At 45.8% G+C, this 25,483-nt stretch carries 18 protein-coding genes and 1 pseudogene; 12 read left to right on the top strand and 7 right to left on the bottom strand.

The features are described 5' to 3' along the window. From L5M71_RS17195 to L5M71_RS17215, 5 genes and pseudogenes are all read right to left on the bottom strand, one after another. A pseudogene (locus L5M71_RS17195) lies at positions 1–161 on the bottom strand (IS110 family transposase); the annotation flags it as partial. An 82-nt stretch (positions 162–243) separates the two neighbouring features. Then, a complete protein-coding gene (locus tag L5M71_RS17200) occupies positions 244–654 on the bottom strand; it encodes a hypothetical protein (protein ID WP_263207765.1) in 411 nt (136 codons plus the stop codon). 640 nt (positions 655–1,294) lie between these two features. Then, on the bottom strand, positions 1,295–3,466 hold the full coding sequence (locus tag L5M71_RS17205; RefSeq protein ID WP_263207768.1) for a TonB-dependent siderophore receptor: 2,172 nt from the start codon (positions 3,464–3,466) through the stop codon (positions 1,295–1,297). 272 nt (positions 3,467–3,738) lie between these two features. Further along, positions 3,739–4,215: a hypothetical protein gene (locus tag L5M71_RS17210; protein WP_105252512.1), complete on the bottom strand. Its 477-nt coding sequence runs from the start codon at positions 4,213–4,215 to the stop codon at positions 3,739–3,741. Continuing rightward, the gene (locus L5M71_RS17215; protein WP_263207770.1) at positions 4,215–5,384 is read right to left on the bottom strand and encodes a PepSY-associated TM helix domain-containing protein; all 1,170 of its coding nucleotides are present in this window, start codon (positions 5,382–5,384) and stop codon (positions 4,215–4,217) included. The genes L5M71_RS17210 and L5M71_RS17215 overlap by 1 nt, the downstream gene beginning before the upstream one ends. Positions 5,385–5,512: 128 nt before the next feature. Here L5M71_RS17215 and L5M71_RS17220 point away from each other — a divergent pair, with 128 nt between their 5' ends. Continuing rightward, entirely contained in the window at positions 5,513–7,600 is a 2,088-nt protein-coding gene (locus L5M71_RS17220) for a TonB-dependent siderophore receptor (RefSeq protein WP_317630050.1), read from the top strand. 175 nt (positions 7,601–7,775) lie between these two features. After that, positions 7,776–8,708, top strand: a complete 933-nt coding sequence (locus tag L5M71_RS17225) for a hypothetical protein (protein ID WP_263207774.1) — start codon at positions 7,776–7,778, stop codon at positions 8,706–8,708. Positions 8,709–8,869: 161 nt separating this feature from the next. On the opposite strand, the gene L5M71_RS17230 is transcribed toward L5M71_RS17225, so the two are convergent. Continuing rightward, complete coding sequence (locus L5M71_RS17230) at positions 8,870–9,658, bottom strand: CLCA_X family protein (RefSeq protein ID WP_263148289.1); 789 nt, start codon at positions 9,656–9,658, stop codon at positions 8,870–8,872. Between the two features lie 174 nt (positions 9,659–9,832). Continuing rightward, positions 9,833–10,867: a GGDEF domain-containing protein gene (locus tag L5M71_RS17235; protein ID WP_263207776.1), complete on the bottom strand. Its 1,035-nt coding sequence runs from the start codon at positions 10,865–10,867 to the stop codon at positions 9,833–9,835. A gap of 1,054 nt (positions 10,868–11,921) precedes the next feature. Here L5M71_RS17235 and hisG point away from each other — a divergent pair. The 10 genes from hisG (at position 11,922) to L5M71_RS17285 (ending at position 25,473) form a co-directional block, all read left to right on the top strand. After that, positions 11,922–12,821 carry an ATP phosphoribosyltransferase gene (hisG, locus tag L5M71_RS17240; RefSeq protein ID WP_006086295.1) on the top strand — a complete coding sequence of 300 codons (900 nt, stop codon included), beginning with the start codon at positions 11,922–11,924 and terminating at the stop codon, positions 12,819–12,821. A gap of 3 nt (positions 12,822–12,824) precedes the next feature. Continuing rightward, positions 12,825–14,147, top strand: coding sequence for a histidinol dehydrogenase (gene hisD, locus L5M71_RS17245; RefSeq protein WP_263207778.1), 1,323 nt, complete (start codon positions 12,825–12,827; stop codon positions 14,145–14,147). A gap of 90 nt (positions 14,148–14,237) precedes the next feature. Next, positions 14,238–15,425: a histidinol-phosphate transaminase gene (gene hisC, locus L5M71_RS17250; protein ID WP_263138951.1), complete on the top strand. Its 1,188-nt coding sequence runs from the start codon at positions 14,238–14,240 to the stop codon at positions 15,423–15,425. Positions 15,426–15,553: 128 nt separating this feature from the next. After that, entirely contained in the window at positions 15,554–16,645 is a 1,092-nt protein-coding gene (gene hisB, locus L5M71_RS17255) for a bifunctional histidinol-phosphatase/imidazoleglycerol-phosphate dehydratase HisB (RefSeq protein WP_263207781.1), read from the top strand. 31 nt (positions 16,646–16,676) lie between these two features. Further along, positions 16,677–17,471 (top strand): imidazole glycerol phosphate synthase subunit HisH, encoded by a 795-nt coding sequence (gene hisH / locus L5M71_RS17260; protein ID WP_263207783.1) that lies wholly within the window; start codon positions 16,677–16,679, stop codon positions 17,469–17,471. Positions 17,472–17,541: 70 nt separating this feature from the next. After that, positions 17,542–18,279: a 1-(5-phosphoribosyl)-5-[(5-phosphoribosylamino)methylideneamino]imidazole-4-carboxamide isomerase gene (gene hisA / locus L5M71_RS17265; RefSeq protein ID WP_263207785.1), complete on the top strand. Its 738-nt coding sequence runs from the start codon at positions 17,542–17,544 to the stop codon at positions 18,277–18,279. Beyond that, a complete protein-coding gene (gene hisF, locus L5M71_RS17270) occupies positions 18,261–19,034 on the top strand; it encodes an imidazole glycerol phosphate synthase subunit HisF (protein ID WP_263207787.1) in 774 nt (257 codons plus the stop codon). Before hisA ends, hisF begins: the two co-directional genes overlap by 19 nt. Positions 19,035–19,095: 61 nt before the next feature. Continuing rightward, positions 19,096–19,752, top strand: a complete 657-nt coding sequence (hisIE, locus tag L5M71_RS17275) for a bifunctional phosphoribosyl-AMP cyclohydrolase/phosphoribosyl-ATP diphosphatase HisIE (RefSeq protein WP_263207790.1) — start codon at positions 19,096–19,098, stop codon at positions 19,750–19,752. Between the two features lie 778 nt (positions 19,753–20,530). Next, positions 20,531–21,718 carry an aromatic amino acid transport family protein gene (locus L5M71_RS17280; protein WP_263207792.1) on the top strand — a complete coding sequence of 396 codons (1,188 nt, stop codon included), beginning with the start codon at positions 20,531–20,533 and terminating at the stop codon, positions 21,716–21,718. Between the two features lie 305 nt (positions 21,719–22,023). Continuing rightward, positions 22,024–25,473, top strand: a complete 3,450-nt coding sequence (locus tag L5M71_RS17285; RefSeq protein ID WP_263207794.1) for a YdbH domain-containing protein — start codon at positions 22,024–22,026, stop codon at positions 25,471–25,473. Positions 25,474–25,483: the final 10 nt, after the last annotated feature.

Consider the following 25,483-nt stretch of genomic DNA (forward strand, 5'->3'; position numbering starts at 1 on the left):
GCCTCCATAGCAATAAGGCTACCTTCGGGGAATTGTCTAATTTTATCGAGCAGCTTGTTTCTGTTAACCTTTTTGTTACTCATGACAGAGTTATCCATAAGACAAACACAAACTTGAAAAACATTTTTGGCTAAATCGATACCAATAACTTTAATATCCATGATGGAAACCTCCAGAACTATTTGTCAGCTTTAAGCTTGGCATAATACTGCAAGCTTAGGTGCTGAGGCGTCCATCACATCACTACACTTCAAGGGACAGTATGTTGCTAAGAAATTCAGTTACGGAAGGTGCAGAACTGCAATTTTGTAGATATTCAAACAGCCCTACAATATTTTTATGATACTCAAGTGTGGCCATCGCTATTTCATCCGTATCCATCCTCTTAAACGGATGTTCACCTATGGTGTTAAAAGGAATAGCGGTTTTTTCATAATAATGCCGACAATAAGTGTTAAGTGCATTGCTATTGCCATTATCTTCGAACTGTCTGATAACCAGTGCCATTTTTTGCTCGTGGGCTGAAATATACTCCAACAGTAATCCGCTTCTTTCGCTATCATTTGTAAGTGCGCAATGTGCCGCAAATGCATGCAGCTGTTGGTGTATATTTCTAGTCCATTGCATAACATCATATAGCGTTTCTATTTGCATATTATTCTCCTCAAAATGGGAGTCCTTGGTCTTTACTGTAAAAAATGAATCACTTTTCTATGCATTGATGAAAATAAACTTACTAAATAAGCCCATATTTACAATGACATTATGCCCCATTAAAAGTGCAGTTTTGAAATGATTATTGACTAAGTAGTCAAGCGCTGATGTCTATTATTAATTTTATGTTGTTGACAATTTGTCATCAACATAAAATACTTTATAAGTCCAACAACGGTTTAATCTATGTAACATCTGGTCTTTAGCTTAAAAAGCTGGCGATAACCCACAACCTTGTAATAAGGCTAATGGCATGAGTATACCTATATTTTTCTATTGACTCTGTTCGTTGCCGCACTGATTGTTGACAATACAATGCGCACAAGAAAGAAGGAAAACTACCAATACAATATGTTGCCATTCCATAACTAGATTGAAGGGCATCATCTTCCCGCTTTCAATTAATAACAGCATTGGATTTTGGAACGAACCATAGGTGAGCTAGCCCAATATTTACCGATATCAGTACTGAGTCGTTAATAAGCACGAAACAAGCCATCAAAATATTTGGAATAACAATAATAGAAGATAAAAAAGGAGTCGCCGATAACGCGGCTACTCCTTTTATTTAGCGGAAAATTTAAAAGCGGTAATTAAAGCTCAGGGTCACATTACGTGGGGTTCCGTAATGATACACACTATATGCTTCGGACATTGAGGCAGAAGCAGACATATAAGCATAGTATTTTTCGTCTAATAGGTTCTCTACGTTAAGTTGCAGATCCATATTGTCAGTAAGGTTATAACGAGCCATCAGGTTGACTAAAGAGTAAGCATCCTGATCGATTTTTACTGTCCCCCCTTCAGAGTAACTATCACTCTGCCAGTTAATACCACCACCCACGCTCAACTCAGGCAGGTAATCGACAAACTGATAAGTTGTGAATAGTTTAAACTGTTTGCGAGGGCTAGTAGTCGCCACTTTTTTTCCTTCAGCATCTTCCGCTGTAAACTGCGAATAGCCAGCCGTGATATTCCACCCATCGATAAACTCCCCCACCACTTCTAACTCAAAGCCTGTACTCTCAGTACCTTGAGCAGCTTTGTAATAAGTGGTTGGAGTACCGTCAACAATGATAGTCCCAGCGGCTGTTGCCAGATTATCCTGTTCAATCTTAAACAGTGCTACAGTGGTGTGTAGACGGTCGTCCAGATAAGCGCTTTTTAAACCGATTTCATAGGCTTTACCTTCGAGTGGCTCTAAATAATCACCGTTAATATTCTTACTGTTCTGCGGATTAAATATTTCGGTATAACTAGCGTAAACACGATGCTCTTCGTTTATGTCATACAAGGCGCCAACATAAGGAACGAACACGCCATCATCACCAAAGTTGGTATCAGTACCATAGCTGACCCCTTCGCGGTTCCAACTAGAAATACGGCCACCAGCAATCACTTTTAAATCATCGGTAATTGTTAGCCGAGTTGCTGCGTAGAAACCTTTCTGCTCGGTATCCATATTTAACTGACGATTGGCGTTTGTTGACCATTCAGGCTCTTCAAAGGCGTTGCTTTGCCAATCATAAAAGTTTTCAACTGCCTTTGAGTCCCAGCCCGTCATATTCTCACGGATGGGTTCATAAGTATCAGCATAGGATTTCTGTTTGCTGTATAAGGCACCAGTCACAAATTGATGCTCACGGTTAAAGAGTTGGTAATCGCCTTTCAACTGAAAATCGAAATTATCAGAGTTACTTTCACCATGGCTGTGATAACGCTGACCGCTCAAACCTGCACCGGTTTCTTTATTCAGCAAGCCAGACATATAGATCATTTTGGTGGTGGTTTCATATTCCATGCGATTATAGTTCGCCACCAACTGCCAACCATTGCTGAAATAATGGTTCAAGTTAGCAAAATAGTTGATGTTAGTCGTTTCCCAACGGCTCCAATCTGCCGCTGTTGTAGTAGAAACATCCCAATCAGTAGCCGAACCATCGCTGAATACTGCTGGTAACGCACCCCACATCGCTCCTTTGGGGTTGTTGTTATTGTAACTACCGCCGACGCGCAGCATAGTGTTGTCAGTAATGTCTGAATCAATTACGCCGTAAAGAATAGTCTTACGGTCTTGATAAAGATCCTGATAAGAATCGCTATTGACATATTTAGCGACCATACGACCACGCACACTGCCACTGTCGTTAAGGCCATTAGAAACATCTGCGGTAACTTGTTTTTTATCCCAGCTACCCGTAGCAACATCAACATAGCCCTTAAGTTCGTCACTGTCGGCATGTTTGCGCACTAGGTTGATTGAAGCAGAAGGATCCCCTGCCCCCGTTAGTAAGCCTGTTGCACCACGCACCACCTCTACACGCTCGTACAGAGAGATATCTGACACAGTCTCACCTGCATCGCCCCCCAAGCTCCAAGATAAAGGTACGCCATCAATCTGGTAATTCTGAACCGCAAAACCACGGGCCATAAAGCCATTTCGAACGTTATCTGTTTTAGATGAAGACAAACCTACTGTGTTATTAACCACATCAACAACGGTATTGAGTGCCTGATCCTGGATCCGTTCAGCGGTCAAGATGCTCACTGACTGTGGCGTTTCCTGCAGTGACAGCCCTAAGCCTGTGGCGGTATCAATGGTTCGACTCACAGTGTACTTGCCCATCACTGTTATTTTTTCAATATTTTGATCATTTGCATCTGCAGCAGAAGACGGCTCTGCAGCCAAGACTGACAAAGGGTTTAATGCCAAAGTAATGGCAGACGCGAGAGGTAGTAGATAAAAGCGCATAGTAATTTAGGGAGTTTATTTAGGATGAACATACGGTAACACTATTGCGAATCACTTTCATTTGTATTTTGGTGATGTATATAACAAATTCATCATTTATTAATGAGGAATAAACGTCCCCGTTGTGTTTATGCCTTCAAAAGTGAGCGTTTACGGCGAAAAAGGTTATTCTTTACCCGTATTCGGTTAATCATTCTTAATCTACGCCACTAAAAGCGACCCTGAAATTATTACTCCATAGGATCGCCATTAGTGTTTAGCTTTTACCTCATTCAGTGTGTCTGTACTATTAGCTCGGCAGGCAGAGGCCACTTTGCCACTTGCCACTCACCTTGCCAATTCTCTATCGATATCCACAGACTATCTGCGGAGGTTAGTGTCTTAGTTGCGATGGCGTGTACGTGTTGGCCATGCTTATTACCGTGCAAAATACCATTCTCGCTGCGCTGTAAATCTGCTATTGGCAAAGCCTGCGTTCCAATATTGGCATAGCCTTGGCGTATATTGCCTACCTCACCTTTTTCAAAAACCAACATAAAATCTTTCACATAGTCATCATGATGTACATAGGGTGCTTTTAGATCTAAGGGTAAAGGGGCTATTTTAAATTCACCTAACTCTTGAGCCTGCCAGGCCGGTGGAAATGTAGGTGTTAGCGACTGATACAAAAACAATAGGGGGAGCAATAGAATAAACCCACTCAGTTTATATTTATTTTTTTGCCAAAAAGTTGAATGAATGAAAGCCATTAACGTACCTCCTCTAACCTATCTGCCACAGTACTGGGGGATCCCATTTTTTTAATTGCACGCACATTACGCAGTCCCCACATCATAAATCCTGTGATTGACATACCCGATAGGATCACCCCAAAAATAAACCAAATGATTTTTGTCCAGATACCACCTAAGGTACCGTAATGCAAAGGATCTGCGATATGCATTAGCGTTTGTATCCCTGTCATCGTCTCGGGTGATGTCGTTTTTGCAATCTCCCCCGTCCAAGGGTTAATGCTGAGGTTATAAGAATACTGATCGTAAAAAATGTGATCGCCGCTACCACTCAGATGATACATGTCACGATTATGCTCTGGTTTCATCACATAGCTTGGTTGAAAGTCTGGAAAGTGCGTTTGCGCTAATGTTAAGGCTTGTGCAAATGTCACGCTTGGATCTGCGGGATTCACATCACCCTTTTGGATAAAGGGCAATTGCTCAGCAGCAACCAATGGCGCATGTGGCTCGATATCAATATCTGCATGCCAAAAAATGGCTTGGACTAAATACCATAATCCGGTAACGGCCATAATCGTGATAAACCAAATAGACCACACACCAGACAATTTATGCAAATCGGCCAATAGTGTCTTTTTACCTTGACTCACACGCAATTTCGGAGCAAAAAAACTTCGCCAAAAACGTTTATAAACAATGAGTCCCGTCACTAAAGACGCGAGCATAAACAGCGCCATCGAACAGACAAGGTAATAACCCAAGCTGTAACCGCTTTGCCAAGGAAATAATAACCAAGCATGTAAAGATCTGATAAAACCGGCAAATGTCATGCCTTCATTAATCTGTTGTATCTCACCTGTGTATTGATTGACATAGGCCATGGCATAGGGTTTATCCGCGTCACTGAACATGATCACATTGACCATATAAGGTTCTAATGTCATAGTGCCAGAGACTGCCGCACTTGGGTAGGCTTCCTCAACAATCGTCATTAATTCACTAACCGGTTTTACGGGTAAATCATTAGGGTTCAACGCCCTCGATGCAGGATTAGTTAACCAAGTGATCTCATGACTCAGTACCGCAATCGTCCCCGTCAAGCAGATAAAACAAAATAACAACCAAATTGGGAGCGACACCCAACCATGCAACATAAACCAGAATCGGTTACTGATCTTCGCCATTTGTGACTTTCCTAACACTTATCGTATTTCGCGAGTGTAAAGGTAATGCAAATTGTTATCAATACGATGTGCTGGGAATTGTTTTCAATTAGAATGCCGGTCACAAAATACTATGATGGGGAATCATGATGGATAAAACCTTGTTAGCAGCGCTCATTTCGAGCCTATTGTTAGCGCCGAGTTCCTACGCCGACGAAACTCAATCAGACGCAGACGCCAATATCGAAGTGATCAGTATTAAAGGTAGTCGTTTAGATAAAGCTGCTACAGCAACGGGCTTACCCTTAACACTGAGAGAAACGCCGCAGTCAGTGACGATTATAGATCAAGAATTTATTCAGAGTTTTTCTCTTAACAATGTTGCTGACTTAATGTTTTTAACACCGGGTATTTCTGCACAGAAAGCAGAAACTAACCGCTACTTTTTCAGCGCCCGTGGTAATCCAATCACTAACTTCCAATTTGATGGTGTGCCTGTTAACTATTCTAGTTTCTTCAATGATGCTTCGACCGATACAGTTATCTTCGATCGAGTAGAAGTAGTTCGTGGTGCAACCGGATTATTAACGGGTGCAGGAGAACCCTCGGCCGCCATCAACCTCATTCGTAAACGTCCAAAATCTTCACCAGGGGGTTACCTCAGTGCAAAAGTAGGTTCATGGGACAGTTATCGTGTAGAAGGTGATAGTTCAGTGGACATAACAGAAGATGCCGATGTCCAAGCACGTTTTGCCGCCGCCTATGAAAAATCAGATAGTTTTACCGATCTAGCCGAAGATGAAAATCTGCAAATTTATGGCATCGTTACTGCAAGATTAAGTGATAGCACATTATTCACTTTGGGCGCGGACTATAGTGACCGCGATCCTAAAGGCTCCACTTGGGGAGCGCTGCCAGTGTTTTATGCCGACGGCAGTTTAGCGAGTGACCTTCCCCGTTCGACGACCACTGCAGCATCTTGGTCTAGTTGGAAACGCCATGGTGCGAACGTTTTTTCTACTTTAGAACACAACTTTGATAATAACTGGGAACTCAAACTCGACATAGAACATCGTGAGGATAAGATGGATGGGCACTTGCTATATTTATATGGCTCCCCAGATAAAATCACAGGTTTGGGGATGAGTGCATTGCCTATGATTTACCAATCAACCCGTAAGCAAGATGCGGCGCGAATATTTGCTTCAGGGCCATTCGAACTATTGGGTCGAGAACATAAACTAACAACCGGGCTACTCTATTCAAAACAAGATATTAGCGCCGACTCTTACTACACCACAGATGTTTTAAGCGTAGGTAATTTCTTTGAGTGGGATGGCTCGATTGCAGAGCCAAATTATCCATCGATTCCCACCAATGAAGAGACTGAAGAGATCCAAAAAGGTGCCTATATTGCTACCCAACTCAATTTGCACGATCAGGTCACACTGCTGTTAGGAAGCCGTATCAGCCAATATAAAGTCGATCCAGGTTATGAGCACAATGATGTCATTACGCCGTATGCAGGATTGATTTACGATATCAGTGACAGTGTGTCGATTTATACCAGTTACACTGAGATTTTTCAGCCTCAAGATGCCAAAGATGCTAATAACAAACGCTTAGACCCGACAACTGGCAATAATATTGAACTTGGCAGTAAAGCCGATTTTTTCGACGAAAAACTCACCGCCAGTGTTGCAGTGTTTAAAGTTCAAAAGGAAAATGTGGCGGAAAAAGATCCTAACATTAAAGACCCACTTCCTGATGGTAGCTTTCCAATGCGCGCTGTGGATGGCACCAGTAACCGTGGTTTTGAAATGGAACTAACGGGTAGGCCCACAGAGGATTGGGATCTGTACTTCAGTTACACCTACAGTGAATCTGAAAAAGCCGATGGTTCGGCCTTTGGCACACATTTGCCTAAAAACTTAGTACGATTATCTTCGCTCTATCACTTTGATGGCGCTCTAGAAGATCTCACATTAGGTGGCAACTTAAGCTGGCAGAGCAAGATTTATGTAGAAAACGCGGGGCCTAACGGCGAAAGCTCTGAACAAGCCAGTTATTTCCTTACCAATCTTATGGCAAGTTATCAACTCACTGATGATGCGATTGTTCGTTTGAATATTCGAAACTTGTTTGATGAAAAGTACTACTCGAGTATCGATTTCTACAATCAAGGTTTCTTCGGCGAACCGCGAAATGTCGAACTTAGCCTGAGTTATAATTTTTAGTCTAATTGTTAATCGCCAATACCGCGCATCACTTTTATGCGCGGTATACCTAAAGCTAAACTATCCTGCGTTAAAACAGCATCCGGTAAACTTCAATGGATTAACCCTTTGGGCTCAGGGGGATAATCCATTACAATGAAGTCCATTTTGAGTTCGTAAAACAGATGTTCCGCCTATGCCTAAATCTCACACCCACATGCATCAACATTTGCAGATGCCACATGCTAAATTAGATCTGCAAGCTCTAGCGGGCACCCTTGCCTTTGAGCAAGTGACCGTTATTGGTAATGCTTCTGGCGATTGGCAGCCTGCGACCACAGGTACGACATTTATTTTTAACGGTACTCAATGGGCTGAAAATAGCAATGTAAATAATCAGATAGTAAATATTGCCAACGGTGGTTTTGCTGAATCAAAATATGCCTTTGTGGTACAAGGTCATCCACAAAGTGGTCTGCTTACCCAAGCCTTGACGCAAGTTGCGATTGAATTAACGCCTCAGCTTGGTTGCTGGCCTTCATCTGGGTTAACCACAATCGTGTTGATGCAGCAGTTGTCTCAGCATGTGCAAGTGCAGCGGATGTCGCTGTTTCCGAGTTTAGCAAGACCCAATGATTTACCGCTTGAAGACCACTTACCTTGCATGGTGCATAATTGGTTAGGCGAGCGGCGAATTGCCCAGGCTTTGGTACCATCGCTCGACTGGCCTGAATTTAGCTTAGCGTCCGTACTTTTACCTCGCCTATCCGCAATAAACCAAATGCAACCATGCCAAGTCGCACCTAGGATAAACGCAGGTAATCCCTTTGATTTACTTGAGCGTTTACAAGAGTCGAGCTTATTAATCGCAGATGCGCTAAATCCAGCCACGCGGCAGATGCAACTTGAATGGCTAATCACACTGGCGCATACACCCATCAACATTTGGCAGCAATTTGCTCATCCTAGCCAGCTCATCAATGCTGAAGCTTTATTTTTCAACCACATGCCAGAATCAAAACCTAGCTATTGGTATTTAATGGATATTCAGGCATCTCAATATCTTGATGCGATTCGCCATAGTTTGGCCTATTGTTGGCAAACGTTGTCGACTAAGCACGCGAGCTAATGATTGGCAATCAGTCTTCAAACGGCTCGTGACCCTCCCCCTGTCCACTGCCATTCGCATTCAAAACACCTAAGGCGAATGTCGTTTTACATTTTGCCTTGCCCTCTAGCGACGCTAAATTAACCTCTGTTCAAATGCATGACTCAAAACGTCAACACACCCTAGTTAAGGGGATTTTTACCCAATGCGATCCCCAGCGGTTCAAAGTAATTGATCAGTGCCTGAAAAATCACTTGTCTGTGGGCCTCATCGGGATAAGCCCCCTCCTTTGCCATTGCTGAAAAACGGGTTCCCGACACTAAATACGGATTCGAAATATCAGTATAGGATTCAATACAGGCTTCAAATGCTCGCGCCATCATCTCCGTTGGCCGAGAGAAGTACTGCATCCCATGTTTTTTATCTAATACAATTGCTCGGCGAACATAATCATGGGGCTCATCACCCTGTCCACTCAACAATGTCACTTTGAAGATCTCAGATAATCGAGCATTTAATGGATGCTCTATGATGGGCAGATCGGATAGCCAAAGATCGCTCGCACACTGAAACCGCTTATTAGTGGGTTTGAATGATTTAGCGGCAATATAATGGTCAAACGCATGCCAAAACTCATGGGCTAAAGCACCAGCACCTGCATTTTTAGCCAATGCCAACTCTCGGGTCGCGGGTGCATAATGGGCCTGAACGCCCTTTTGGCCGCCATGACCAAAGGCCAGGCTGACGGTTTCCCGCAGCCCTAAAGTTAAAGGTGGCAATTTTAAGATAAAGGCCAAATCGGCGAGCGAATCAAATACTAAATCCGCAGCAATCCGCGATTCATCCCGCGTCACCCAGCGGCCAACACGCACATGGCTAAAACCAAAGGTTTGTTTAATATCAAGAAAAGTGACTTGCTCACCAAATCGATAATCGGGTCCATGGCGGTTATATTGCTGATTGATTAACACGGCTTACCTTGAACCCTATGCAGTGAGAGACACATTAAGCTGGCTATTTTAGGTGAAAATGCACAGGAACAAAACGCTGCATTAAGTGCAATATCAAGTTAAGAATAGGAGCCAAGCAGCGCTTACTCTTGGTTTGGTATCGCGATACTTAGATTTCGACAACCACAGGGTTCGTTAAGCTTTAGCCGTTAATATCACATCATCCCAAACCACGACACGATTTCGCCCCGTAGTTTTAGCGTGGTACAAGGCTTTATCGGCCTCGGCCACCAGCTTTTCAGCATCTGAACGGCACTGACTCCCGATTTCAATCGGTGAAGGCACAGACTGAAGCGCTAAAATACCGCTGTTTTCTTCGATGGCATGATGAGTGATCACAGGTGTTAACGCACTCACTCCTGCCGAAAATTGATAGTGAAAATCGTCGACTATCGCTGAAAGATCTTCATTCGCAAGCGCTGACATCATACGCGTCACAATTTTCTGCGCGACATCGACCGACGTTTCTGGCAGTAATAGCGCAAATTCCTCACCGCCGAAGCGACCAAAGATATCGTATGGGCGCGTGCGAGCACTGATAAATTGGGTAAAATGCTGCAGTATCTTGTCACCCACTTGATGCCCATAGCGATCATTAACGAGTTTAAAATAATCGATATCCATCATGACAAGGCACAAAGGTAACTGTAGACGACTCAAGCGTTTGATTTCATGCTCTAACTGCTGGAAAAAATGCCGTCGATTAGCAATACCGGTTAATTCATCGGTGAGTGCGAGTCGATTCAACTCAGTCTGCGCATTCCTTAGGGCAAATTCGACCTGTTTTAACTGGGTAATATCGGTGCAAACAATGACCATATCGCCATTGTGATAAACCTGCTCAGAAAGTTGCAACCAGCTACCGTCGACCAGATCCACTTCAAAACGTCGAAAAGCTGATTTACGTTGATTCGCATGAATAAGTTCAAGCCATTCCTCTATGGTTTCATGATCAATTTTAGGCCCTTGCTTATGGGTAAAGGCAAAGTGCATCATGTCGTCAAAATGCCGGCCAGCCATGTCTTGATCAACAAAACCAAACATTTTCGCAAAGGTATGGTTATAAAAGATAAAATGATTGTGCTTGTCCAAAACAGCGAGGCCATTCTCGCTTAGCCGTAAGGCTTCGGTTAAAAAGGGGTAAACAGACTCAAGAGATTCTTTTTCCATCGATTATTCCTAGCAATGACGCTTTTAGAGAAGATCTCCGACATGTTTAGATTAGCAGCGTTCTACACTAATCACAGCGTCTTTGTCTTTACCCCTATATTACCGCAACGGGATTAGCTCTACCGCGATGTAAATCCCACACATTCGGCAAATAAGCTTTAAAAACCAGATCCAATGCTTTGATAATTTAAGATTTTACGGCCAATTTACTGAGTTACAGTGGCGCGCGCATTTTTCACCAGAGGTATACGACAAAACATTAGATGCAGTCATGAAGCTTGAGCCCTGAAGAAGTTAGCCATGTTCATAAACTTAGAAACCCTAGGTTTCTACTCAACGTATTGGAGAGTAAATACCATCATGCTAAGCATGTGTGAGTCGTATCAGCAAACGCTAGATCCAAATAATTGAAGTGATAAGCTCTCAATAGTTGAAGTAAAATGTCAGCCTGTGTAATTTTCAAATATACTTTTATCCACTTTCAACATCTCCCCAACAAAAATGCTCAATAACTTTATTTAACGATAACCCTCTGCCTTTCACAAAAACGCATAAATATTCTCATTTAATTCAAATTGGCTGTTGCAAAGGCTCATAAAAGCGGTTAGTTTAAATCCACTTATACGGGTAGACGTCCGTAACAACGAATTCAACGCTTCACTGTATTTCGACCGCACTTTATTCGAACAGTTAAGCTAATAAAGTTAAATACCGAGAGAGTAAAATGAGCCAACTACTGAACGCTATCCACCATCACCACCATATGCGGTAGCCTTCGGACGCTCACTGCCGGAGGACTATATCCTTCTGGCGGACTGATTCAAGATGATCATAAACCCCTGGAAGGAATTCCGGGGGTTTTTGCATTTAGGCGTTAATTTGGGTTTTAATTTAAATAAGCAACTTTAGATATTTAATAAATTATCAATACGTTAGCTAGAGCACTGAGCTAGATTCCTTAGCTAGGGCCCATTGAATGGCAGGGCGTATTAAACCGATTAAACAACACACTTTTGAATCTTTTAATTTTGATACTTTTGAGCGAGATAACACTATGACTGAATCGAACCGTTTACGCATCGCCATCCAAAAATCTGGCCGTCTTTCTACTGACTCTCAGCAACTGCTAAAAAGCTGTGGCGTTAAATTTTCCATTAATGAACAACGCCTTATCGCTCACGCTGACAATATGCCTATTGATTTACTGCGCGTTCGTGATGACGATATCCCAGGATTGGTGATGGACGGCGTGGTTGATATGGGGATCATCGGTGAAAACGTGCTCGAAGAGGAACAAATCGAGCGTCAAACTCTGAACAAACCCGCAGATTGCCTCAAACTGCGTCAGTTAGATTTCGGATCATGTCGCCTCTCGTTAGCCGTACCGACAGAATTCAGTTACGCCGATGCTTCCTCGTTAGAAGGATTACGCATCGCCACTTCTTACCCGAACCTACTGCGCCGTTTTATGCAACAAAAAGGCATAACTTATCGCGACTGTATGTTAAAAGGCTCGGTTGAAGTCGCCCCACGTGCCGGCCTTGCCGATGGTATTTGTGATCTCGTGTCGACGGGCGCCACCTTAGAAGCCAACGGCTTATACGAAACCGAAGTGATTTACCGCTCTATGGCCTGCATCATTCAATCGACCCAAACCCAAACGCCGACTAAACAAGCACTCATCGACAAGATTCTGTCCCGTGTCAATGGCGTTATCCGCGCCCGTGAGAGCAAGTACATACTGCTGCACGCGCCAACCGAAACCTTAGATCAAATCGTCGCCCTGTTGCCCGGCGCGGAAAATCCAACCGTATTGCCATTAAATGATGATACTAACCGCGTTGCTATCCACGCCGTCAGTACCGAAGATTTATTCTGGGATACCATGGAACAGCTGACCGCACTCGGTGCCAGCTCGATTCTGGTGATGCCAATCGAAAAAATGATGGGGTAATGTATGGAAATCCTAACTTGGTCAACCTTATCAAGCACCGAGCAAAAAACGGCGCTGAAACGCTCGCCCTTAATTGGTGACAGCGGCTTAGAGCAAAGCGTTCGTGCCATTATCGATGCGGTGGCAACGCGGGGGGATGCCGCCATTGCCGAATTTAATCAAAAGTTTGATGGCTTCAATAGCGCAACCAGAGATTTAAATGGACAAGGAAGTGGCGAGCTGCGTCTGAGTGAAACCGACATTACTGCAGCAAGCGCACGAGTATCACCAGAGCTGAAAGCGGCGATCGCCAAAGCCATGGCGAATATAGATGTGTTTCACAGCGCCCAGCAATTTCGCCCGATTGATATGGAAACCGAGGCGGGAGTACGCTGCGAGCTACGTAGCGAACCGATTGAAAAAGTGGGTTTATATATTCCTGGTGGTAGTGCGCCATTAATTTCTACCGTGATGATGCTTGCCCTGCCCGCCAAAATTGCAGGCTGCGAACAAAGAGTATTAGTCAGCCCACCGCCCATCAACGATGCCATTATCTATGCCGCCAATGCCTGTGGGATCACTGAAATTTATCAAGTGGGTGGTGCGCAGGCCATTGCAGCGCTAGCCTTTGGCACGGAAACTATTCCCGCGGTCGATAAGATTTTTGGCCCAGGTAATCGCTACGTGACTGAAGCTAAACGCTTAGTGTCACAGGATGGTCGCTGCACTGTGTGTATCGATATGCCGGCTGGCCCTTCTGAAGTGTTAGTGATTGCCGATAGCGACACCAATTGCGAATTTATTGCCGCCGATTTGCTTTCACAAGCAGAGCACGGCCCTGATTCGCAAGTGATTTTAGTGACAGATTCGCAAGCTATCGCCGATGGCGTAAATGACGCGCTGACAAGACAGCTCGCTGCCCTGCCGCGTTGTGATATAGCTACAACGGCACTACTGAGCAGTCGCACTTTTGTTGTGGACGATATGCTACAAGCCGCGCAGGTTTCCAATCAATATGGGCCTGAGCACTTGATCATTCAAACGCGCTTTCCCCGTGAGGTGCTGAAAAACATTCGCGCCGCGGGCTCGGTATTTTTAGGCGCTTATACACCTGAATCTGTTGGCGATTATGCCAGTGGCACCAACCACGTGCTACCGACTTACGGTTACAGCCGCGCCGTGTCGAGCCTGTCATTAGCCGACTTTAGCCGCCGCTTTACCGTGCAGGAACTCAGCGCTAAGGGCTTAATCGGATTGGGGCAAGCAGTCATGACGTTAGCCAGTAACGAATTGCTCGATGCACACAAAAATGCCGTTGCCATTCGTCTAGCTAGCCTAGAGAAATGACCCGCCTAGATCTTAAGTGATTAGCACTTAAGTGAACAACTCTTAAGTGATTAGCCCTTAAGTTTATAAAAATAGAGCTGAGTGAAGAAAATGAGCCAAGTGAGCAATATGGAAAAGACAGCAGACCCCACAGCATCAACGTTAGCAGCATCAACGTTAGCGCAATCGGCGCCGCTAAATTTAGCCGAGCGTTTAGCGCGCCCTGAGTTACTGGATTTAACACCCTACCAGAGTGCCCGCAGACTGGGCGGTCGTGGTGATATTTGGATCAATGCCAACGAATCGCCTTTTAATAATGTCGATACGGCAGCGCTCGATTTATCAAAATTGAATCGTTACCCAGAATGCCAACCGCCGCAGCTTATCAATGCCTACAGCGAATACAGCGGCGTGAGCGCCAGCAAGATAGTTTCCAGCCGCGGCGCCGATGAAGCGATTGAACTGTTAATTCGCGCCTTTTGTATTCCAGGCGTCGACAGCATCGCCTGCTTTGGCCCGACGTACGGCATGTATGCCATCAGTGCGAACACCTTTAATGTGGACGTTAAAGCATTAAATCTCAGCGCGGAATATGGCTTGCCGACAAGCTATGCCGAGGACGTTCGCGGCGCAAAACTGGTGTTTATCTGCAATCCCAATAACCCGACGGGGACTGTGATCGACAAAGCCATTATTGAGCAAGCGATCAAGGCCCTGCCCAACACGCTTGTGGTAATCGACGAGGCCTATATTGAGTTTTGCCCCGAATACAGTGTGGCGGATTTGCTGGAAAGCTATCCGAATCTAGTGGTACTGCGCACCCTGTCAAAAGCCTTTGCACTTGCCGGCGCACGCTGTGGTTTTATGCTGGCAAACGAGGCCGTAGTCGAAATCATTATGCGCGTGATTGCGCCCTATCCAGTGCCGCTGCCCGTGAGTGAAGTCGCCACCCAGGCGCTATCGAGCGCAGGCGTTGCAAGGATGAAAGTGCAAGTCGCACAATTGAATGAGCAAGGCGCCAGACTCACTGCGGCGATCAGCGCATATTGTTCAAAATCGAATAGTTCAGAGTCCCGCGCCCGCGTGCTTAAGCCTAACGGCAATTATGTACTGGCTGAATTTGATGATGTCGCTAAGGTCGCAGCATTACTGCAAGGCAGCGGTGTTGTCGCCCGCGCTTACAAAGACCCAAGGCTTGCCAAAGCTATCCGCTTTAGCTTTAGTTCAAAGGCGGATACCGATGTGTTAGTGAATTTATTTGAATCGCAACGCACTGAGCAGTCATCAGAAAACGAATAATAAGTCACTGATAATAAGTCACTGATAATAAATCTCTGATCATAAAAAACTAATAAAAAGCGAATGCAACGCTGAAGGTAAAATCAGCTTAAGCATTAGCTAAACGACTTGAGTTTGAAGGTAGAGCCATGAACCCACAATTTATCCCGAATGTTGCACAAAAAATTCTGTTTATCGACCGCGATGGCACCTTGATTGAAGAGCCCATCACCGACAAACAGGTCGATAGTCTAGCGAAATTAGTGTTCGAGCCACAGGTGATCCCCGCTTTGCTACGTCTGCAAAAGGCAGGGTTTCGCTTAGTCATGGTCAGCAATCAAGACGGCCTTGGCACACCGTCTTTCCCGCAGGTAGATTTCGATGCGCCCCACAATATGATGATGCAAATCCTCAAAAGCCAAGGGGTGAACTTCGAAGATGTGGTAATTTGCCCACACTTTAATGATGAAAATTGCAGCTGCCGTAAACCTAAGCTTGGGCTAGTGAAAGACTACCTCACCCAAGGCTGCATCGATTTCACCCAATCGGCGGTAATTGGCGATCGCGAAACCGATGTGGAGCTGGGCAATGCCATGGGCATTAAAAGCCTGAAATATCAACGCGACACTTTAGGCTGGAACGCCATCGCCGATGCGCTGCTCAATAAAGGCCGCACCGCCACAGTCGTACGTACCACCAAAGAAACCGATATTCGCGTGACTGTGGATCTCGACAGCCCCGTTAAAGGTAAAATCGACACTGGCATTGGCTTTTTCGACCACATGCTCGATCAAATTGCCACCCACGGTAATTTTAGAATGGATGTGAAAGTCGATGGCGATCTGGAAATCGACGATCACCACAGCATCGAAGACACGGCACTAGCCATAGGTGATGCCCTGCGCCAAGCGCTCGGTGACAAACGCGGCATTGCCCGTTTCGGCTTTAGCCTGCCGATGGACGAAGCTAAGGGTGAGTGTCTGCTGGATATCTCTGGCCGCCCTTTTATCAAATTCTCGGCCGATTTTGAGCGCGAGCATGTGGGCGAAATGGCCACTGAAATGGTGCCGCACTTCTTCCGATCCTTTGCCGATGGCCTGCGCTGTACGCTGCATGTGTCGACGCAGGGCGATAACGATCACCACAAGGTTGAAGCCCTGTTTAAAGTGCTCGGCCGCGCGCTACGCCAAGCAGTTAAAGTTGAAGGCGATATTCTGCCATCGAGCAAAGGCGTACTTTAAGGCATCAGCATAAATCGTTTAAGAGGTTAGGATGCAACAAGACACTCTATTAACAGCTAGCCCGCAATTAACAGCAAATGAATCGCCAGATGCTGAAACCGTCATCATAGACACGGGCTGCGCCAATTTAAACTCAGTACGTTTCGCCTTCGAGCGTTTAGGCGCTAAGGTATTGGTCACAGACGATAAAGCCAAAATCAAAGCGGCAAAACGTGTGGTACTGCCGGGTGTGGGCACGGCGGGTGCAGCCATGGCGTCCTTACATGAAAAAGGCTTGGTCGAACTCATTCAAGGCCTGACTCAACCTGTGCTGGGTGTGTGCCTTGGCATGCAAATGTTGGCGGAAATTTCTAAGGAGCGCGGCGGAAAAGGTCAAGATTGCGAGTGCTTAGGCATAATCCCGACCGATATTTGCGAGCTGGATACGCAGTTACTCAAAGCTGAAAGCCTACCTTTGCCGCACATGGGCTGGAACCAACTTAAGCTTACGACAAACTCACAAGGAGCCAAAATCCCTAACGTTCACCCGCTGTTTACGGGCATTGAAGATGGCAGTTATGTGTATTTCGTCCACAGTTACCGCGCGCCGTTGAGTGAATTTACCTTAGCCCAATGTTCCTATGGTGAAGACTTTAGCGCCGCCATCGGCAAAGGCAACTTTATGGGCGTGCAGTTCCACCCCGAAAAAAGTGCCGCCGTGGGTGCGCAAATTCTGCGTAATTTTTTACTGATGGACGAGTTGCAAATGAACGAAGCTCTGATGAACGAAGCGCTGCAAAGCAACTCTGCTGATGGCCAATCTGGTGTAAAGAAGGCTGACCAATGAATAAATTACTCATTAAAAAAGTATTTATTAATAAATTACTTATAAACAAATCAATCAAGGATATGAGCTTATGATTATTCCTGCGATTGATTTAATTGATGGCAATGTCGTCCGCCTCTATCAGGGCGATTACGACCAGCAGACCACCTTTGATTTAAGTCCTTTGGCGCAGCTGCAATCCTACGAGGCACAAGGCGCTAACTGGTTGCATATCGTTGATTTAACCGGCGCGAAAGATCCCGCTAAACGCCAAACTCGCCTTATCAGTGAATTAGTGGCAGGACTAAACGCCAATATTCAAGTGGGCGGCGGTATTCGTACTGAAGAACAAGTCACTGAATTATTAGCTATCGGTGTAAAAAGAGTGGTAATTGGCTCACTTGCGGTGAAAGAACCTGAGTTAGTTAAACAATGGTTTATCAAGTACGGCAGCGAAGCGATTTGCCTCGCACTCGATGTCAATATCAACCAGAGCGGCGAGAAAATGGTCGCCGTATCCGGTTGGCAAAGTGGCGGCGGTAAGAGTTTAGAATCCCTTGTAGAAACCTTTAGCGCTGTCGGCTTAAAGCATGCGCTAGTGACTGACATTAGCCGTGATGGCACCTTAACGGGCGCCAATACCGCGCTTTATCAAGAAATTGCAGCTAGCTATCCCGACATCGCTTGGCAAGCCTCTGGCGGTATTGCGACCCTTGATGATGTGAGCGCCGTGCGAGATAGCGGCGCTGCGGGCATCATTATCGGTAAAGCCTTGCTTATCAATCAGTTTAACGTGGCGGAGGCAATCCAATGCTGGCCAAACGACTAGTCCCCTGTTTAGATGTAAAAGACGGTAAAGTAGTGAAAGGCGTGCAGTTTCGTAACCACGAAATTGTCGGCGATATCGTCCCCTTAGCCGCGCGTTATGCCGAAGAAGGCGCCGATGAGCTGGTGTTTTATGACATTACCGCCAGCGCCCACGAACGTGTGGTCGATAAATCTTGGGTGAGCCGCGTGGCGGAGCAGATTGATATTCCCTTCTGCGTGGCAGGTGGTATTAAAACCATTAGCCAAGCCCGTGAGTTATTAGCCTTTGGTGCGGATAAGATTTCGATTAACTCGCCCGCCTTAACCGATCCAAGTTTAATCTCGCGCCTGCAGGACGAGTTCGGCCGCCAGTGTATCGTGATTGGTATCGACTCCTTTTTCGATGCCACCAGCAACAGCTATAAAGTAAAGCAATTTACTGGCGATGAAGCGGCGACCAAAGATACCCAATGGTTTACCCAAGACTGGGTTGAAGAAGTGCAAAAACGAGGTTGTGGTGAAATAGTACTCAATGTGATGAACCAAGACGGCGTGCGCGGTGGCTATGATATCAAGCAGTTAAGTCTTGTTCGCGCCATCTGCGACGTGCCTTTAATTGCCTCGGGCGGTGCTGGGACTATAGCGCATTTTCGTGATGTATTTATTGAAGCTAAGGTCGATGCGGCGCTGGCAGCGAGCGTATTCCACAAGGCGATTATCAACATTGGTGAATTAAAAGCCTATTTAGCGGCCGAAGGGATTGCGATTAGACGCTAGAGCGGTTCTAGGTTCTAGGTTCTAGGTTCTAGGTTCTACAAAGAGATTAAGAGTAAATATTATGCCAACGCAAACAAACACTAAGTCGGATTTTAGCCCTGTTCAAGTTAATGAGCTGGATTGGGACAAACAGGATGGGCTCATTCCTGCCGTTATCCAAAATCATTTATCGGGCAAGGTATTAATGCTCGGTTATATGGATAAGGCCGCGCTGGAAAAAACCTTAAGCACAGGTGATGTGACCTTTTTCAGCCGCTCAAAACAGCGTTTGTGGACTAAGGGTGAAACCTCAGGCAATACGCTAAAATTGGTGGCTATCGATAAAGACTGCGATAACGACAGCCTGTTAGTTCAAGTGATCCCCAACGGCCCAACCTGCCACAAAGGCACCGAAAGTTGCTGGTTAGATGACAATGCGCACCCATTTTTGAACAACCTCGCCAGCTTAATCACCTCGCGTAAAGGGCAAAGTGCCGATTCCAGCTACACGGCGTCTTTGTTTGCGCGAGGCACGAAACGTATCGCCCAAAAGGTCGGGGAAGAAGGTCTTGAAACCGCCCTTGCCGCTGCGACCCACGATAAAGAAGAGCTAGTTAACGAAGCCTCAGATCTTATCTATCACTTGCTGGTATTGCTTGAAGATCAAGATTTAAGCCTCAGTGACATCACAGCAAACTTGCTGGCAAGACATGAAAAGGCGCTACGGAGTAAAGCATAATCTGCTTACTGTTCCTGATGTCTTACTATCGATTTTACCGCTAAAAATGCCGCCCGCTTAAATCAAGTCGGCGGCATTTTTTATCGCGCGATTCCCTCAAGTGCCATTGCCGCAATGTGATCAATGAATATCTTGCGCCTTAATCCTGTGACAAAAAAACAATCAAAATACTGTTGTAATGGTTGACAAGTACGGTTCAGTTCCCTATGGTAACCTCCGTTGCCGTTAGGTTATTAAGGCAAAGCATCAAAACACTTATCCGTTTTTACTCAACACACGCTAAGGCAAGTTTTATGTGTTTCACACCCTTTTATACTCCCTATCTGTAGCCGCAATGGATATACCCAAGCTACCTGAAGATATGAGTTTCAGAGCGCCTAGGGGGCTTCAATTCAAGGCGCATCAATGACAGAATGTCGACCACCTTTTGAATTGATGCAACACGGGAGTGGAGTACCCTAGACGCTCCGTCCCGGCGGGTTTTAACGCACTTTATGCGGTGTTGGTTATTTTTAACTTAGCCCGCTAGGTCTGCAAATAACCGCCTTGCCTAAAGTGCGTTAAACTCCCTCTGAATCCTGCATTTTCAGGTTGTTTGGGTATAAAGGCACCTCGCCTGACCTTCCATTGTGGCCATATCCTTTCGGATCCGCTGAGCGCCACTGTCTCATTTGCTTAAATCATTTTGTGCTTGAATCGCATCAAAATCCTTTAAGGCAGTTGCTTTAGGATCAAGTCTTTATCTCTTTTTCTTGTAACACGCTTTTGAGATCATGTTATGACACAGAATAAAATTTTCGGCAGTTTACTGCTTATCGCCGGCACCACAATCGGCGCGGGCATGTTGGCTTTGCCTATCGCTTCGGCGGGACTCGGTTTTGGCACCTCCTCCGCCATTATGCTCATCCTATGGGCGCTGATGGCCTACACGGCACTGCTTATGGTGGAAATCCATCAATTCGCCCCCAGCGATGCCAGCCTTAATCACTTAGCGCAACGCTTATTGGGTCGTAAGGGCCAGTTGATCGCCAATAGCGCCCTGATGTTTTTACTGTACGCCCTCTGCGCCGCCTACATTGCTGGCGGCGGCGAGCAAGTGAACCAAAAACTGAGCACTTGGCTAGGACTAAATTTGCCACCGCAGGCGGGTGCAATCCTATTCACCCTGCTGGTTGGCGCCATTGTGGGCATGGGAACCCACTGTGTGGATCTCATCAATCGCGGTTTATTTGCCCTTAAGCTATTGGCATTATTGCTTATGTTGGCCTTGTTACTGCCGCAGGTTGAAAGCCCACATTTGCTCGAACTCCCGCTCAACCAAGGGCTGATTATCACGGCTATTCCGGTGATTTTTACCTCCTTTGGTTTTCACGGTTCGATTCCCTCAGTGGTGCGCTACTTGGGCGTTGAAGTCAAAGCCCTGCGAAGGATCATGTTGTTTGGCTCGGCTTTGCCATTAGTTATTTACCTTTTGTGGCAACTGGGCAGTCAAGGCGTATTGAACCAAAGTCAATTGCTCGAAAACCAGAGTTTATCGAGCTTTATCAATCAACTGGCAAGTGTGCTGCACAGTGAATACTTAAGTAGCGCTATAAGTCTATTTGCCGATCTCGCCCTTGCGACTTCGTTTTTAGGGGTGAGTTTAGGTTTGTTCGATTTTATGGCCTCAAGCTTAAGGCAAGAAGATAATGCAACAGGTCGCAGCTTAACCGCGGCTATCACCTTTTTACCGCCCTTAGGTTTTGCCCTCTTCTACCCTCAAGGTTTTATCACAGCGCTGGGTTACGCGGCGATTGCGCTGGTGATCCTCGCCATCTTTTTACCTGTGGCCATGGTGTGGACACAACGACAGATGCGAGACGCTGCCAATATGCCGATGGGTTATCGGGTTGCGGGCGGCAAGTTAGCCTTAATGCTCGCCACACTTTGCGGAATTGTGGTGATCGCCGCCCAGATATTTAGCTAGCCGCAATTCACTCACCAAGGGTGAGTTAACTAAAAGTTAGCTAGCCCGAATGACAGATTAAGTACAAGAGTCTGTAAAACCTCAACTATTGACATCAGGCTCTTGTCTATTCAATGATCCTTTCACATTAGTCAGCTAAGCCCTTGAGTGTTAAACTGCCTCAGGTGCTCGTGCGCGATATAAGAGCTCCGATGTAGCCGCTCCGAAGTAAAAGTGCCGATGAAATATACACATTCGTGTATTTGTGCACTGCTAAGGCACGAGTTTGATCAGGGCTCAGTCAATAAGGATAAATATCAAACCCAATGCCAATCCACAACAAGCCAAGCCGTGGCAATGCCTCCGATAGCAAGGCACTTCAGCACGAGGCAACGCAGATATCCGCAGGCCCTCGCAGTGGTGCTTTAGGTTTTGGAACGGATACTCATGTTGCTGCGCAAAATCGCCGTAAATTCCCCCTAAAAAAAACCTTATTGGCGACCAGCTTAACGGGCATCTTGGCGGGCGTGGCGTTAACTGTTTGGATTGTGAATACCCAGGCTGAACAACTCATCATACGGGCGGCAAATTTTGCCCTCACAGGTATGGACAGCGAACTGATTGACATTGAATTAGGGAAAAGTCAGTTAGAACATTGGCGAATTACTTCTGCCAATCTGAGGGTGCATGATAGCCATATCAAGCTTAATGATTTGAATATTCAGCTAAAACTTGACTGGCCACAGAGTTTTGCCGAACTTAAACAGTTCAGCCAAGCCTCTTACCTCACTCAAAAAATTACCCAAATATCCACAGGTGATATTGAAGTCGAGTTAGGGCAATCACTGTTTTTACCCAATCGGAATGCCATCGATGAACAAGGCCCCGCATTGGCCTTAGATATCAAATCACTACCACTCATCGATATCGGAAAAACCAGCCTTATTCTCAACTCCCACCATCTCAACACCCATAATGATTTACCCGCCTATCGTTTGGTAATGGATAAGTTGAGCCTTAACGGCGCAGGGGAAATCAACAGCGAGTTTAGCCATGCAGGCGAAAGCATCGCCATACTTAAAGCCACACTCGAAACCAACAAATGGCAACTCATGAGTCAAATCCAGCTCGCGCCGCTGCTTGCAAGCTTGCATCAAATCAGCCTAAGGCAAGCGCAGGACAGTGTACTGAGTCCGTTAACTGAGCTTGATAAAGATTGGCAAGCGTTAGCGATTGATTTACAAGGCCAATTGATATCCAACAGCAGTATCACATTAACCTCAGGCGAGCTTATCAGTGAGCATCAGTTAATCGAGCCAAAGCTGACCTTTAATCAGTTGGCTGCGCTGCAACTTGCACCTAAACCCGAGCTTGCGCCAAAACCTGAGCTCGCATTTAAGATTGCTGGGCATTTAGCTGAACTTGACCTAAAACTAGAGCCCTTTAGCTTAGCGCTGAGTCCAAATACAGAGCAGCAACAGCGATTGATGCAGCTACTCGATAAGTCGCTGGCTAAGCCTTTAACTCAACCTTCGTCTCAATCTTTAACCCATCCGGCAGCCAAGACTGCTTCAGAGCAAGTGCCTGATCCGCTAGCGAGTCAAATCGCTAAGCTACTATCGGGGCTCAAAAGTACAGATACACCTGTGGGGATCGCACTGACATTGCCTGAAGCCCTGCACTATCCGCTGACTCAAATTCCGCAAGATGTGCACTTAGCTAATCCCCTTGCGATTAAACTTCCTCGAGTGAAGCTTAAGACCTTAGGCAGTAAGCTCGATACCCAAGTCGATTTGGCCAATGTTGAAATCACAAAATCAACCAAAGCACTGTCCTTCAAAACAGATTGGCGCCTTAGTACGAGACAAACAGGCTCAATGCAATTATCTGAATTGTGGGCAAATCCTCCGCAGGATTTTAGCTGGAATAATAGTCAGTTAACGACAGCAGGCACATTTAACTTAGTTCAGACGTCAAGTTCAACCGATTGGCAATTTATCACTGCCGCTACCGAATCGACTGAACTGACACAATCAATAAAACAAAATACAGGCAACACGCTACAGTTCGCCGTGGGTGAGCTTAAGCGTATTAGCACGCAAAATAAAAATGCGGCTAAACATGCAGAGTTTAGCCTTGGTAGTATCGCGATAAATGCCCTCGCGCCGCTGAACATAAGCTCGCAGAAAAGCACTCATACTCAGAGTTCTGGTATTCAAAACGCTAGCATTCAGAAAGTCAGTCCAGCGCAAAGCTCAGTGCCCACATCTGATACCGCAAACAGGTTAACCCTTGCCATACCACCTTTAAACTTAGCACTGGAGCAACTGTATTTTTCGCAGACCAAACAGACTTTAGTGACAGATGATGTAGTCACTGAGGCTAATGCGGATAAAAATGCTAGCACTAGCATCATAACGAAAACCGATATGAATGCGGGCAGTTTCTCGATTGCATTACAAAAAGCCATGTCATTTGAGCTTAAACCCGATATCGAAGCGCTGTTCGACTCACTACGCGCTACCACTTGGCGTAATCAACTCGCATGGCAAGCAAGTCAGCTTAATATCGAAAAACAGCTCAGCAGCAAAGGCCGCAGCCGCAAAGAAACCGTACTCAAGCTGGACAAGTTAACGCTGGCACAAAGCTTAGATTGGAAAAATAATACGCTCTTTGGTGATGAGCACTGGCAAGTGGGCACAGTTGAACTGCAAAGCCAACATAAGCTGAATCTTGCCACCGCGAACAATCCCTTAGTGTTAACGGGCCAATGGGTAGTCAACACTAGCATGACCGAGGCGCTAGCCTTGCTCAATCAAACCCAACCCTTACCATCTGAGCTTAATGTCACAGGTAATAACCAATTACAGGCGCAGTTTAATTTAACCCAACAGCGCGATCAGACCCAATTTGCCATGCAAATAACTCAATCGATGACAGAACTTGAAGGCTTTTATAAAGACATCATTTTTGAGGGGGGAAAACTGCAAGCGCAATGTGAGTTCACTTGGGGGCAATCTTATAAAAAAGTGTCTCCTAACAAGCCACAGGATAAAGGCTATTTTAGCAGCCTCAGTAAGCTCAATTGCCCGCAGACGCTGATGACCTTTAACTTATTTGATCCAGGCTTCCCACTGACCGATATCGAAGTGGAAGCCGATATCGCCCTTGGCAAAGATGCCGAGAAATTGCCCGACAATTGGATACAACAACTCACAGGCTTAAGTGACACCGATGTTTCCATGACCGCCAAAGGCAAAGTGCTCAGCGGCCAGTTTCTGCTGCCAGAATTTAATCTTAAATTGCAGGATAAATCCCATGCCTATCTGCTGCTGCAGGCCATGAGTCTAGAAGAGGTCCTGCGTATTCAACCGCAAATTGGCATCTATGCCGACGGCATATTCGATGGCGTGTTGCCCGTCGATTTAATCAACGGCAAAGTATCGATCACTGGCGGGCAATTAGCCGCGCGCGCACCAGGAGGACTCATCGCTATCTCGGGCAACCCCGCCGTTGAGCAGATGCGCCAATCCCAACCGTATCTAGACTTTGTCTTTTCGACGTTAGAACACTTACAATACAGCCAATTATCAAGCAGCTTTGATATGGACCAAGCCGGTGATGCTAAACTACTCGTCGAAGTGAAAGGCCGCGGTGAAGGGATTGAACGCCCTATCCACTTGAATTACTCCCACGAAGAGAACATGCTGCAATTATTTAGAAGTCTGCAAATTGGTAATGACTTGCAGGACAGAATCGAAAAATCAGTGAAGTAACAAGGAAACC

The sequence above is a fragment of the Shewanella sp. SW1 genome (genome assembly GCF_025653545.1).
GTDB classification, from domain to species: Bacteria; Pseudomonadota; Gammaproteobacteria; order Enterobacterales; family Shewanellaceae; genus Shewanella; species Shewanella oncorhynchi.